The organism is Streptococcus vicugnae, from assembly GCF_016461705.1.
GTDB classification, from domain to species: domain Bacteria; phylum Bacillota; class Bacilli; order Lactobacillales; family Streptococcaceae; genus Streptococcus; species Streptococcus vicugnae.
Genome location: NZ_JAEMHW010000007.1, coordinates 39248 through 53103, shown reverse-complemented (window position 1 = coordinate 53103; position 13856 = coordinate 39248). Strand labels below are relative to the sequence as shown.

The window sequence follows — 13856 nt, the reverse complement described above, 5'->3', positions numbered from 1 at the left end:
CCAGTTACCGTCTGAATCTTTTTTGTAAAGAGTGAATCCAGCACCTGGCAAAGCAGCACCATTTTGGTCAACTTTATTTACAACAACTTTGTAAGTAAAGACGATAACAGTATCTTCTGGAGTTTCAGTAGTATCGTCTGGTTTAGATGTACCATCACCAGTATTATTTGGGTTGTTTGAATAGATAAGTTTTACAGTATTTGGGTTGCCTTCTGAACCAATAACAGCATCAGAATTAAGAGTAGCATTGTATTCAACAACTACTTTTGTTGATGAAGTAACAGTAGCACCAACACCTTTCACATCAGTAATCACAATAGAAAGTGCTGTTTCTCCCTCTGAATTCGTAGTTGTTGTTACTGTGTATTGATCAGAAGTAAGAGTTGTATCACCAACTTTTACACTTGTAACTTCATTAAATGTCAAGCCTTTAGACAAAGTATCTGAAAACTCAACATAGTAGTGATCATAAGAATCAATGTTATCTGGCAATGTAGCAGTCAATTGGAAAGGGACTGAATCGTTAATATCGTAGTCAGCAGAATCTTGCCAATCAGTAGTTGTACCATCTGTATCGTTAGTATCTTTTACTTTTTTCTCAACAGAAGGAACACTTGTTTTAGGTTCTACAGTAACGTTATTAACAACTTGTAAAATGTAGTTTGTATAAGCTTCGTTGTCACCAACACTAGCGTTTTGGACAAGGTAGTAACCAGCTGCGAGACCTGTTAAACCACCAGCATTTCGGAGGTATTGACCTGCCGCTTTAGCAAACTCTTCTGCTTGGCTAGCAGTAAAATCTTCTGCTCCCAATACTTCTGCAAGTTCAGCTGCAGAGCTTACACCATATTTTGTTTGAAGAGCTGTTTGACCAGCTTCAGTAATACCATTACCCCATTCAATATTTGAAAGAGTTTTACCATCTTCTGATAAAGTACCAGTAAAGATTTGGTAAGATTCATAAGTACCATTACCACCGTCAACAGTGATATCGTACGCTAGTGCTTTCCCACCAGTAAAGGCAAGAAAAGCTGCTAACAATGTAGCAAAAATTAATTTAAGCTTTTTCATAATAATTCCTTTTCTTTCTTTTTAATTTAGTGTGAGTAGAGTAAAAATATAATCTAAGGCTTGGCATCTATCAACTAGGCAACACCGCCTTTACCAATATATAAACTAATCATCATAGGTGACCTCCTATCTGATAACGTTTATAGACTTTAAAGATTAATAAGCCAATAGCAAGTAATGATAATGCCGCACCAGCTAAGTAATGCCATTGCGTACCATTACCACCAGTCTCAGGCAAATCATATTGCTTCTGAGCTGTATTCCTAATGGTAATCGTTGCAGAATCCGAAGCAATCGCCATATCAGCTGCTGCCTCAGTAGGAACATCATTATTACTATTAGTGTAGCTAGTATCATAACCAGAAACAGCATTCTCTTTTACATAGTAAGTATAAGTGACCGCATTTCCAGACGAATCCGTACCCGAAACAGGTAGTTCTGTATAAGTTTTCGTCCAGTCATCATCATGACTTAATGTTTCCCCAGACTTATAAGTTGATTCGGTAGACGTTCCGTCCTCTGCCGTTGCAACCTGAATCACATCATAAGTGATAGAACCATCAGAACGACTTGTCTCATCACCATCAGCCGTGAACCATTTCTTATTGACGGTTAAGTCAATCGTCTTAATCTTTTCGTTTTCAACGTAAGCAACACCAGTAGTGTTACTCAAATCGGTCACTTGATTTTGCAAAGCTAATGGTGCAATAAGAGCCAGAGTCAATTCCTTAGTATAAGCGAAGTAATACTTAGTAGGACTTTCTGGCAATTCATAACCAGCAGGGGCGCTCGTTTCAACAGCATAATAGAGCGTATCATAATCATATGTAGGATTACTACTTGAATTAGTAATACGTGCAACCCCACTACTATCAGTAGTATAGCTTGTTATTTCTTCATCATTTGAATCGTCATCATCGCCATCATACTTATAAACCGTAAAGGTTGCACCAGGTAATGTAACACCATAGTTAGATGCATCAACCTTATTTAAAGTATAAGTCCCTGTTGCATAAATACTACCTCCACCTGACTGATGCATATATTGATAATTAGTACTTGTCGAATCTGAGCCATTATTGACCCCCTCAAGTGTTGAAGTATTAGTAACAGTATACCAAGAGCCCTCAGTCGCATCACTAATTTGATAATTATATTTTAGTACATAGTGATTGGAATCTGGTAGGGTAACAGTTATAATTCCCCGACGATACTGATTTGGATAGGCTTCATTGACTGCAACATCTTCGTAAGTCCATGACCAATCACTAGAAGGAACGGCGTTTCCTTCATCATCATACAAAGCTACAGAACCCTGAATCAAAGTGTAGGTTACCTGATCTTTATAGTACTGGAGCGTATCAGTTAAGGTTAACGTATTTGAACCACTAGCTAAATCTTCTGCATCAGGGTTAATATCAATTGAGTAATTTAACACATGAGTATATCCGACTTGATTAGTATTAACTGTACCATTACCGGAACTATCATAAATCATATTTGCTGTAGACCCAGTCTGTGTCTTAGTGACAACACTATCATCTTCACCTGAGGTAGTTGTTGTTCCGACAGTAACTTCTTGAGTTTGATTATCGGAACCAATATCCTTACCATCACTCGTTACAGATACACTATTCGTTAACAGTACTGTTGCTGTCGCCCCTGATTCAACCTTAGTCATATCATACTGAGCTTTAACAGTAACATAAAACGTTGATTCATTATTAATGGCTGATTTTAAAGTTCCACCCTCAGGTGCTGTAAAATCTAAAGTAATAACATTATCCGAAATATTACCTGTCAAGCTCAAATCTTTAGTATTATAAGTATTTGCACCTGCAGTAATCGTATCCCCGTTAATTGTTGCGGTTACTGGACCATACTGTGTACCGTAAGTTAGAGAGGCCAGACTTACATCATCTGGTAATGTGTCTATTACAGTCATACTTGTGGCATTATCATCTAATATTACCTTAATAATCCATGTTAAGGATCCATCAGGACTAGTAATTACTGAACTTCCTTCATTACCATTACCATCTGTTTTTGTTACTTTTTTAGCAGGATAACTTGCATCACTAGTAACGCCATCAATATTCACGGTATTTCTAAACTGTGTCTGACTTGAAACAGTTGAAATATCTAAAGTTGATTTATAGGTATAACTGATATCAGCACTCATTTGGTAGTCTTTCTTTAGAGTGACAGTATAACGAGTATAAGTATCAGATGAATCAATGCTACTATAACTAATTTGATTGCCATTATTTTTAGAAACGGTCATAGTAAAACCATCGGCACCAAAAATACCAACCATCGTATTGTAAACATCAGCTAGCTGAGAAGCTGTATACCAGTGCTTACTGTTATTTTCGCTATACGAAGCTGTCAAACTATCATAAATAGTTGTTCCACTTTGAAGTATACCATTCGTTGGTTTTGAAATTGTCGTTGACCAAGTCGCTATCTTCACATTGTCATCACTTGTATCTTCCGAATTCACATAAGACTTCGACACTCCACCAGTTCCTGGTATCGTAACGGTTCCTGTTGAACTTGACTGATCATTAGTTGTACTATTATCGCCGTCTTTATCAATAATTGCTTTATTGTTTACTGTCTGACTTGAAAAGCTACTCTCTGGTGCTTCTGTAGTGTAGGTAATAGTATAAGTATTTGTATTCTTGCCATCTGAGGTTACAGCATCAAATTTAATTCCTGTAATTTTACCATTAGAATATTGAAAACTATAACCTGAATTAGGTGATACTGAAACATTACCCGTAATATCTCCAAACATATCATCAGTTAATAAGGAACCTGATAAATCATTTTTACTATTATTAACTGTTATAGTCCATGTAATTAGACCTGTCTGGCTATCATAAGAACCTGTTTTACTGATAGAAGAGACAATTGACAAACTATTCCACGAGCTTCCATCGTCTGTAACAGTATCTTCACCATCAGTAGAAGTTGAGCTAACAGTATTATTTACTGCCACAGTACCATCACTAACAGTTAAGCCTGTCACCTTATAACGATAAGTAATTGTATAAAAATGTCCAATTCTATTGCCACTCGAGTCTAGACCTCCAGATGCCAATTGTGGCAAAGTCATTGACCAAGTACCACTAGCCGTATCGAAAGTAGGACTTGCAGACACCGTCTCCGTACTAGTAACATTACTTGTACTACCTGTATAAGTCGATTCTGTAACAGAAACACTATCAACAGAATCAATAGAAACGCCAGAGGCTGTCAAAGCATCTGTTACAGTAATATTTCCAGGTGTTCCATTTAAAGAATTCACAGTTACTGTATAAGTAATATAAGGTATGTCACCATCATATGAAACGAAACCTGACTTCTCTGTTGTAATATCATAATTTTTAGAGATATTCTCCTCACTTATGGTAACAGTTACTTTGTCTGAAAAGTCAGCAACGTAGTCTCCATTATCTTGTTTATTACTTTCACTCATTTCCATATCATATTGGAAACTACCTTCAACAGTTGAATCCGAGGCAAGCCGTGCTACATAACTATCTGAAAAGTGAATAAGCATATAATACTTGCCGTCTGCATCTTGTACAAACTCAAAAGTAGCAGCTGTATTACCATTTCTATCCAGAGCATTATAGGTCGCCCCTGTTTGAACAGTCACACCTTCAGGCATTTCAAGATAGTAATTGGTATTAGATGCCAAAGTATCCCCATTAATACCCGAAAAGCTTAAGCTCAAATTTGTTGATACAATCCCAGTTGCCAAATCTAGAGAAGAAGGTGTCACTGTATAATCACCACTTAAGTAATCTGAAAAGTCAGCATATGTGACATCTGCGACAGTATAGTTTGAAAAACTATCTGACTTAAAATCAACGCTTGTGACATTTTCTGAACTGTCTTGGTTAATCGTTGTATCAGTCTGTCCTGTGAGGTCCTCCACCTTATTGACATCATTGTCCACAAAGTGATAAAGTTTCCAGTTACCTCCAAGTTCAGAACTTGAAACGGCATTCTTAAAGGCGATTGAGACATTGACATCCTTACTTGGTTCAACTTCTTCACCACTTGCTGTGACAAACGAAATATCATATGTGTAAGCTTGTGCCAAAGTTTGCTTTGTTTCACTCAAAACAGATGTCAGCTTGTCATTAATAGTGCTCGTATCTGATACTGAGCTGACTTTTAACGTAACAGGTTCTGAAAACGTATCATCCTCATACGTTACCGTCACCGTAACATCTGATGTTTCAGCACTTAAACTTCCTGCAGCGACAGAATCTGACGTTTCTGTCGCTGTTTCTGATGTCGTTGTGCTACTATCTGTTACCTTTGAACTTTCTGCTTGACTGCTTTCTTCTTGCAAAGCTTCAGTAGTTGTTTCTTCCGAACTACTTACTGACTGAATAACAGAAGAACTGCTATCTGTACTAATTGTTAGGGCTGGTAATATCAGTAAATAGGTGGTACAGAAAACAACTACCAGTGATAGTGCCAAAGCAATCTTTGCAATGATACTATCGTGGACCCGCTTTTTTACTAAAATTGCTAACCTTACCCATAGCTTTAACATTGGAACTCCTTTCTAAACATAATTTGTTAGCTCTTTAATCGATTGTCCCCATACGAGGAAGGGGCCAAATCCTAAAACTTAGTTTCCCAACTAACTGTTCTTCGTCTACCACACCAACAGCTTTATTACGTGAGTCGATAGAAACTTTTCGGTGATCTCCCATCACGAAGTACTTGCCATCTGGTACTTGATAAGGTAAGTCGATATTGGTTTCTCCGTAATCTTTTTCACCTTTTTGTAAATAAGGCTCTTTGATTTTCTTTCCGTCAACATAGACATTACCTTTTTTGTCAATGTTGACCCATTGGCCTGATGTTGCAATAACACGCTTTACCAAAACTTTGTTATTATAATAAAATGCCACAACATCACCCTGTTTCAAATGTTTCTTGCTAACAGAAACTACCATATCTCCAGCCTTCAAAGTCGGAGTCATTGAATTTCCGTAGATTTGTAAAACAGGTAACCAAATTGTCGCAACAAGTACAGCCAAAGCTGCTACTGTCACTAAGGTAAAAACTGTGCTGCGTAGAGTTCGAATATAGCGTTCACGATATTTAATTTTTCCTAGTTCTTTTGAAAGCTCCTCGGCTTTTGGTAAATCGGATGAATTAATTTTCTGTGATTTTTTTTCAACTAATGGTTTCATGTTAAAAATTTCAGCCTCTTACGCTTCATCATCTACATTCTTTTTGGCATCTGCCATACGCTTAACGTTATAAAGATACGTATCCGCTGCTGCCTGTGCTTCTTCAAAAACTTTACTGATAGCAAGGGCAGCTTCAGCAATTGAGCCAGCATCTGAAACTTGCAGCTCACGACGCTCAAGCTTACCTTCAAGTTTTTTTACTTGATCTTGAAGTTCTTCAATTTCTTTAGCTTGTTCTACAAGCAGCTCAAATAAATCTGAACGACGTAATTTTCTTAATTGTTTAGCATCAAGCACTTTAGGACCTCCTCTTAGTATTCCTCTTCACATAAAGCTCACATAAATCTTAATGTATATTTATTCTCATTCTGAAAAAATAAAGATAAAATAAACATTTTTTCATTTTGTCGTTTTATATATCTAGGTGTTTTGGAGAATATTATAATATTTTTTTGCGATTTTGAAAAGGGATTTTGTGTAAGTGATACTTTTTTTTAACTTTTGTATCCTAGTTCTAATTTTCTTAATATTTTGTCCTCTATCACTGTTAGAAAAGCTAACAATGATAACTTTGTTAAGTAAAACGTTATCATAATCGTAGGATTGATGTAGCTTAATTTTTAGATTTATGTTACAATGCTAAATTGATTAGGTATAATTTTTTGTCTTTTCAGAAATATTACATCATTCAAGTAGGGGATTATTTATGAAAAATTTATCAAAAAAACAACAACAAGTCTTAGAGACTAAACACCGTTTATCAAAAGCCCTTTATCTACTGATTACTGAACGACATTATGACAAAATCACTATCTATCATATCCTTGACAAAGCTGCTATTTCACGACGCACATTTTATCGCTACTTTGATGACAAAGCCGATTTAATGGATTTCTGTTTAGATAACTTTGTTAAAGGTTATTATCTACAGCGAGATAATTTTATCTTAGCGGAGAGTGTAGAGGACGTTTTCTTAGTCACTTTGAATTTTATGTATTCGAATAAAGCTTTTATTTCATCACTTGTTGAAAGTGGCCACTTTTCATTACTAACAGAAAAATTCAATCAAAAATCTGCACAAATCTACAAAACCATCAATCTCCCCTGGTGTGTTGATGATACTGTAGATAGCAACATTGATTACATCTCAAAAGGTTTATTTGGTGCCTATCTTAACATCCTACAATTTTGGTTAACTAAAGATGAGCCTGAAGAACCCGAACTTATTGCAAAAAATCTATCCCTTCTTTTTTATTCTATTCCTAGTTACTTCAATGCTCCCTCAGAAGAACAAACAAAGATAAGAAACAAAAGATAGGGGTATTTATTTTTAAAATTTTTTGTAATGATTTAATGACATACTCCCATGTCTCTAAATCCTGTTGCTTTATTTCCTTTCTTGACACTTTCTTTCATAAAGTTGACAAGAAAACCGCTAACATTGACAGATTTACCGTTTCCATTTTGCTATAAGTTGACACATTGATATTTTAATTGACAGTTTTTTGACACTTATTAATCACAGTTAACTGTAAGGATTAGTAAGTTATCCACAAAAAATATTAATCAATAAGCCCTAAAGTCAACTTAATCGTTCAGTTAAGCAAACCTGCTCTATGTATTTTTTCTTGTGTTCCCGTAAAAGTAGGTCTCAATGACCTTAAATAGATAAAAAGTCGGTAAAACTATTGTCTTACTGACTTTTTTGCATGAAACTTTCAAATCAATCACGCATTTTTTATAAAAAAAGATAAAATAGCATGAAAATTCTCCCATTTTTACACAATTTGGTAACAGTTATTCACAACTTGTGGATAAGTGTGGTTATAGACTGGGGATAACTTGTGTATAATCTAGCTATAAATCCCTTTATACCAAGTTTTAAGAGCTATCCACATTTTAAAAAAAACAGCTGTTAATAACTTCCATTTTTAGCAAAATTTTCCTCAAAAAAGTAGCTGATTCTTGAAAATCAGCTACTTTTTTCCACATTTATAGTAAATCATCGCGGCTAACCTGTTCAAATTTTTGATCACCATCATTTAATTTATCCCAAATGATGACTTCGCCAGCCTTCAATGACTTCTGAACATCAATGATGCGTTGGTTACTTGATCCACGAAATTGCAACATCAAGTTTTTCTTAGTAATATCAAAACGACCATCTACTAAAATATCGATTAAGCTAAGCATTTCTAACTTATCTGGCGTTTCTTGCATCATTTCTTCCCAAGTATATCCAGTCCAAGACCAAATATCCTTCTCAGGAAGTTCTCGACGCACGCGCTTAATTAATGGTAAGAGAAAACCTGTATTTAAGAAGGGTTCTCCACCAAGAAGCGTTAGTCCTTGAACATATGGTTGCGCCAAATCAGCCATAATTTGTTCTTCTAACTCTTGTGTATAAGGTTGCCCTGCTTTAAATGACCATGTGGCAGCATTGTAACATCCTTTACAATGAAACATACATCCTGACACATAAAGCGAGTTACGAACCCCTTCACCATCAACAAAATTAAAAGCTTTGTAGTCAATGACACGACCTTGGCTTAGTTCTTCTGATTTCCACTCACAGGGCTTAGGAGTATTCCAGTTTTTTTCTTCCATACTAACCTTCTTTCTGTCCTAATTTCCCTTGATTACTCATTTAGAGTTATCCAATAGCGTTCAACAGTATTTTGAATATCTTCTAGTTTTCCACCGTTTGCTAATATTACCTTACGACTAGCAGGATTGTCTTCATGGCATGTCACTAAAGCAGTTTGGATATTTTTCTTCTTAGCTTCTAACAAACCTAATCGCAACTGCTCCTTGGCATATCCCTTACAGCGTTCAGATGGACGAATAGAATACCCGATATGTCCACCTTGTTTTAAAAGATTTTCATTTAAGCGTAAACGTAAATGCAAAAATCCCAAAGCTCTGCCATCATCAGAAAAAGAGACAAATTGGACTGCCGGAACAAATGTTTCTGGCACATTAATGCCCATTTCGCTCAAGTGGTTATTCTCAATCCAATCCTCATAATCAAAGTTATCCACATCCCAAAAGCCGCCGTCGTGAGCAGACTGGCTCACTTCAAACTCTTTCATCATGTCAATAACAGCTTCTTTATCCGATAATTCAGGTCTTCGTAATTGCATAAGCTTACCTCTTATTTACTTTTCTTCTTAGCTTTTTCTAAAAATTGTGCTTTTAATTGATTAACACGCGCTTTTTTGTCAGATTTCACATTTGAATTTTTTTCGTGAAAACGTTCAACTTGTTGCATGCCTTTATAATCTAATTGGTATTTCCCCACGATTTTTTCCTTTCTTCAACTTTTTTATCAATATAATAAAGAAGCTGGGACAAATGTCTCCAGCTTCAATATGTCATGAAACTGTCTAAACTAAAATTATTAACAGCTTTTATCTTTGTGCATATGATAGTCACCTGGGTTTTTAATGGTTGATCCATTCATGTGTTTAACACGAGCAGAAATTTCTTTGTGACGACCATTAACCATTGGACGAGCTTGAGGATTGCCAAGGTATCCACAAGTACGTTTAACAACGTCTACTGATTTTGGATCACTGTTACCACAGTTTGGACAAACGAAACCGCGTTCTGTTGGTGTGAAGTCTCCTTCAAATCCACATTTATAACAACGGTCGATTGGTGTATTTGTACCAAGATATCCAACACGTGTGTAAGCGTAGTCCCAAACAGCTTCTAGAGCTTTTGGATTTTGTTGAAGGACTGGGTATTCGCAATAGTGAATGAATCCACCAGTAGCACCAGCTTCAGGGTAAACTTTTTCAAAATCAAGTTTTTCAAACGGTGTTGGGTTTTTACGCACATCATAGTGGAATGAGTTTGTATAGTATTCTTTATCAGTGATATCTTTAACAATACCAAATTTCTTAGTATCAAGACGGCAGAAGCGGTCAGTCAAGCTTTCAGATGGTGTTGAATAGATTGAGAAGTGATAATCATATTCATCTGACCATTCAACACAGTAATCTTTCATTTTACGGATGATATCAACTGTGAATTCTTTTGCTTCAGGATTTGTTTCCCATTCTGGTCCAAAGAAGACTGTTCCGACTTCATAAAGTCCAATATAACCAAGTGATACTGTCGCACGACGGTGACGGAAAAGTTCGTCAACGTTATCGTATTTACCAAGACGTTTACCAAAAGCACCATATTGGTAAAGGATTGGAGCATTTGCTGGAGTAGCTTCTTTCACACGTTCAACACGGTAAACAAGCGCATCTTTACAAATTCCCATACGTTCGTTGAAAATTTCCCAGAATTTATCCATATCACCATTTGATTCCATGGCAATACGAGGAAGATTAACAGTAACAACACCTAGGTTCATACGACCTGAGTTAACTTCGACACCATTTTCATCTTTCCAACCTTGAAGGAATGAACGACATCCCATTGGGGCTTTAAATGAACCAGTCAACTCAACAATTTTATCGTATGAAAGAACATCTGGATACATACGTTTTGTGGCACATTCCAAAGCTAATTGTTTGATGTCATAGTTTGGTGTACCTTCTTCAAGGTTAAGACCACTCTTCAAAGTAAAGATAAGTTTAGGGAAGATAGCTGTACGATGCTCACTACCTAAACCTTTAATACGGATTTCAAGGATAGCTTTTTGGATTTCACGTTCAAACCAATTTGTACCAAGTCCAAATCCAAGTGATGTAAATGGTGTTTGACCGTTTGATGTAAACAAAGTATTGATTTCATATTCAAGACTTTGCATCGCATCGTAAATATCTTTTTTAGTTTTTTTACGTGCGTAATCTTCGCGACGATCTTCAGCAACCCATTCTTCAGCATCTTTCAAGTGTTTTTTATAGTTAAGTTCAGCATATGGTGCCAAGAATTCATCGATACGGTCAGCTGTACAACCACCATATTGACTTGAAGCAACATTTGCAATGATTTGTGAAATTTGTGCTGTTGCTGTTTGAATAGATTTTGGACTCTCAACTTCAGCATTACCAATCTTAAAACCGTTACCCAACATACCTTTGAAATCAATCAAACAGCAGTTTGTCATTGGAGTATATGGACTGTAATCAAGGTCATGGAAATGAATGTCACCTTTTTGGTGGGCATTGGCAACGTGAGCTGGCAACATTTTAAGACCGATTGACTTACCAACAATACCAGCAGTCAAGTCACGTTGTGTATTGAAGACTTCACTATCCTTGTTAGCGTTTTCATTAACGACAGTTTGATCCTTATTCAAAAGTTTATCAATCGAAAAGTTGATATCTGTCGCTTGAGAGCGTGCAAAATCACGTTTTGTACGATAATTAATATATTCTTGAGCAATTGCATATTCATTAGCTTCTAAAAGTTCATGCTCAACGATATTTTGAATCTCATAAATTTTAACATTGTCTTTGAAGCGATCAAAAATTTCAGCAATGATATTATCTGAAATAGTTTCCAATTTTGCTTCAACAACTGGTGACATTTTTGTCACATTATTGCTTGCTTTGACCAAGGCATTATAAATTTTATCTGAATCAAAGTTTACAGAACGTCCATCGCGTTTGATAACTTTTACAGTAGGTTGTGCAGCAAATTTTTCTTTTTCTAATGTAATCATATGAACACTCCTTCTTACTCGTCTATTATAACACGGGACAAAAAAAAATCAATATCTTGTGGTCACTTTTTTTGATGACCACAAGATATTGCGTTTTTGTTTATTTTGTATGATAGACGGTAAAGCCTGTAATACCGCCGATTTGGAGCTCTTCGTAGTTAGTAGAAAAATTATTTTTAAGTGAATCAGAAATTTTTTGGTCCTTATTAACCACAATATATGACCCTAGATTTTGTAGTAATTCATCTTCTAAAACTTTCTTATTAGCAGATTTAGTTGTGTTAACTACTGGCGATGTAAATTGTGAACTACTTGCCAATTGACTATCAATCCCAATTTTAGATGAATCATCCCAAACATAGATCGTATCTTCTTTTGATGCTTCTCTAGCAAGATAATTTGCAATGGTTGTACGTTCACTATTTGTATTAGCTGCTAAAACAGTTTGCACCAAAGGTTGTCCAACACCAAATACAAGTACCAAAATTGGTAAATAGAAATGACGTCTGAGATACAAACCAAAACTTCCAGCATTATCAGAAGCTTTTCTACGACGATGTGATGTTTTTATCAAACTACGTTTATATTGTTCACCCAAAAGTACAGCCGTCAACAATAATCCAAATGGCAATGCTGCCAACAAATTATAAAATTGATAACTTTGTGTGAATAAATCAATCACAAAAAAGATCAAAAATACTATGAAAATGAGCCATTTAGATACTTTGTCCTCACCCTTGAGTACTTTACCAAATGACAAAGCTCCTAATAAAATTCCAGACGCTAAGGCCAAAACAAGTTGGAACAATAAAGTCAAAATCAAGTTACCATCACTTGTCGCAAAATAAGTAAATTGATAAACAATAGCTTGCGTAATATATGGTAACAATACTTGAGCATTTAAAATAAAGTAACCAGCTGTGTAAAATACCAAAATAGTCCCAAAAATGATACACAATAGTTGGTAGAAACCACGCGCAAAATGTTTTTGTTTTAAGTTAAATATAATAATTGTTAGGAAAGAAAGCGCCCAGAACACTAAAGTACGAGGCTCTAAAAGCATTGCTGCCGCGCCAGCAAATCCATACAAAATAAAGGCTTCATCTTTAATAATATCGGCAAAATATTTTGTTAAGAACCACAATGACACCATAACAAAAGGCATTGCAAATTGAATAGGATATAAGCCACCGAAGCCAAGAGCAACATTAAGCAGATAGAAAGCTCCGCTAAAAGCAACTGCTACACGTTGACTATCTGTAAAATAGTTAACTAATTTATAGAAATAAATTCCTGATAAATAGAAAGTTACAATTTGAATTGGAACTAACCAAAGAGTAGATCCTAGAGTGTAAGCCAAGGCAATCACTGCATAATAAAGGAAACCACCTGTTGCAAACATATCGGTAAATGGAAGATGCCCTTGGGCAAACATTAATCCAATATAAAGATTTTGTGATTGTAGGCTATTTGCCATATCGGTAAACATAGGTACAGCTACTGATAAACAGCTTACTACAACACTCAATAATAAAATATAAAGTTTATGAGGTTGCGGTACTTTTGTTCGTCTAGAAGGTTCTAGATGACTACTACTTTCACCTACTTTACGAGATGATCGGCTGTAAGATGACACAGCAGTCTGATCTACATTTGCTTGTTCTGATGTATTCACTTATTCTCTCCTTGAATTGTCTTACTCTAAGTATAACAGAAACTAATCATTAGTCAATTTGTTAAGGATAACACAATAAGCTAAAATTTCCCTAAAACAGTGATATGGCTTGTTTTGATAGCGTTTTAGGAAATCCTTTTCCTCTTCGCTTAAATGACTATTTTTCTCCATAAAATGTCCCCCTTTAATTTACCTATTCGTAAAAATAAAAAGGAGGCATTTTTGACTTCCTTAGTATTATCCTATCTATGAAAAA

Annotated in this window: 10 protein-coding genes; 1 reads left to right on the top strand and 9 read right to left on the bottom strand. The window is 35.6% G+C overall.

The window, feature by feature from the left end; all coding sequences use genetic code 11:
* The 4 genes from JG537_RS09115 to JG537_RS09100 all read right to left on the bottom strand — a co-directional run.
* Nucleotides 1-1071: isopeptide-forming domain-containing fimbrial protein (locus tag JG537_RS09115; protein WP_199545090.1), on the bottom strand; the 1071-nt coding region annotated here is incomplete at its 3' end.
* A gap of 112 nt (nucleotides 1072-1183) precedes the next feature.
* Nucleotides 1184-5650 carry a SpaA isopeptide-forming pilin-related protein gene (locus tag JG537_RS09110; protein WP_199545083.1) on the bottom strand — a complete coding sequence of 1489 codons (4467 nt, stop codon included), beginning with the start codon at nucleotides 5648-5650 and terminating at the stop codon, nucleotides 1184-1186.
* A gap of 34 nt (nucleotides 5651-5684) precedes the next feature.
* Nucleotides 5685-6299 (bottom strand): signal peptidase I, encoded by a 615-nt coding sequence (gene lepB / locus JG537_RS09105; protein WP_132869592.1) that lies wholly within the window; start codon nucleotides 6297-6299, stop codon nucleotides 5685-5687.
* Between the two features lie 18 nt (nucleotides 6300-6317).
* A complete protein-coding gene (locus JG537_RS09100; RefSeq protein WP_132869591.1) occupies nucleotides 6318-6596 on the bottom strand; it encodes a DNA repair protein in 279 nt (92 codons plus the stop codon).
* Nucleotides 6597-7005: 409 nt separating this feature from the next.
* On the opposite strand from JG537_RS09100, the gene JG537_RS09095 reads away from it, so the two are divergent.
* Nucleotides 7006-7617, top strand: a complete 612-nt coding sequence (locus JG537_RS09095) for a TetR/AcrR family transcriptional regulator (RefSeq protein ID WP_199545075.1) — start codon at nucleotides 7006-7008, stop codon at nucleotides 7615-7617.
* A 674-nt stretch (nucleotides 7618-8291) separates the two neighbouring features.
* Here JG537_RS09095 and nrdG read toward each other — a convergent pair.
* The 5 genes from nrdG to JG537_RS09070 form a co-directional block, all read right to left on the bottom strand.
* Entirely contained in the window at nucleotides 8292-8906 is a 615-nt protein-coding gene (gene nrdG, locus JG537_RS09090; protein WP_199545073.1) for an anaerobic ribonucleoside-triphosphate reductase activating protein, read from the bottom strand.
* 32 nt (nucleotides 8907-8938) lie between these two features.
* The gene (locus tag JG537_RS09085; RefSeq protein WP_132869759.1) at nucleotides 8939-9442 is read right to left on the bottom strand and encodes a GNAT family N-acetyltransferase; all 504 of its coding nucleotides are present in this window, start codon (nucleotides 9440-9442) and stop codon (nucleotides 8939-8941) included.
* 11 nt (nucleotides 9443-9453) lie between these two features.
* Entirely contained in the window at nucleotides 9454-9600 is a 147-nt protein-coding gene (locus tag JG537_RS09080) for a hypothetical protein (RefSeq protein WP_165941999.1), read from the bottom strand.
* Between the two features lie 99 nt (nucleotides 9601-9699).
* Nucleotides 9700-11925: an anaerobic ribonucleoside-triphosphate reductase gene (nrdD, locus tag JG537_RS09075; RefSeq protein ID WP_199545071.1), complete on the bottom strand. Its 2226-nt coding sequence runs from the start codon at nucleotides 11923-11925 to the stop codon at nucleotides 9700-9702.
* A gap of 100 nt (nucleotides 11926-12025) precedes the next feature.
* Nucleotides 12026-13600 carry a glycosyltransferase family protein gene (locus JG537_RS09070; RefSeq protein WP_199545070.1) on the bottom strand — a complete coding sequence of 525 codons (1575 nt, stop codon included), beginning with the start codon at nucleotides 13598-13600 and terminating at the stop codon, nucleotides 12026-12028.
* Nucleotides 13601-13856: the final 256 nt, after the last annotated feature.

Excerpts from the sequence above, each read along its gene's own strand:
- JG537_RS09110 (WP_199545083.1), bottom strand. The coding sequence starts at position 5,650 with ATGTTAAAGCTATGGGTAAGGTTAGCAATTTTAGTAAAAAAGCGGGTC.
- lepB (WP_132869592.1), bottom strand. The coding sequence starts at position 6,299 with ATGAAACCATTAGTTGAAAAAAAATCACAGAAAATTAATTCATCCGAT.
- JG537_RS09095 (WP_199545075.1), top strand. The coding sequence starts at position 7,006 with ATGAAAAATTTATCAAAAAAACAACAACAAGTCTTAGAGACTAAACAC.
- nrdG (WP_199545073.1), bottom strand. The coding sequence starts at position 8,906 with ATGGAAGAAAAAAACTGGAATACTCCTAAGCCCTGTGAGTGGAAATCA.
- JG537_RS09085 (WP_132869759.1), bottom strand. The coding sequence starts at position 9,442 with ATGCAATTACGAAGACCTGAATTATCGGATAAAGAAGCTGTTATTGAC.
- nrdD (WP_199545071.1), bottom strand. The coding sequence starts at position 11,925 with ATGATTACATTAGAAAAAGAAAAATTTGCTGCACAACCTACTGTAAAA.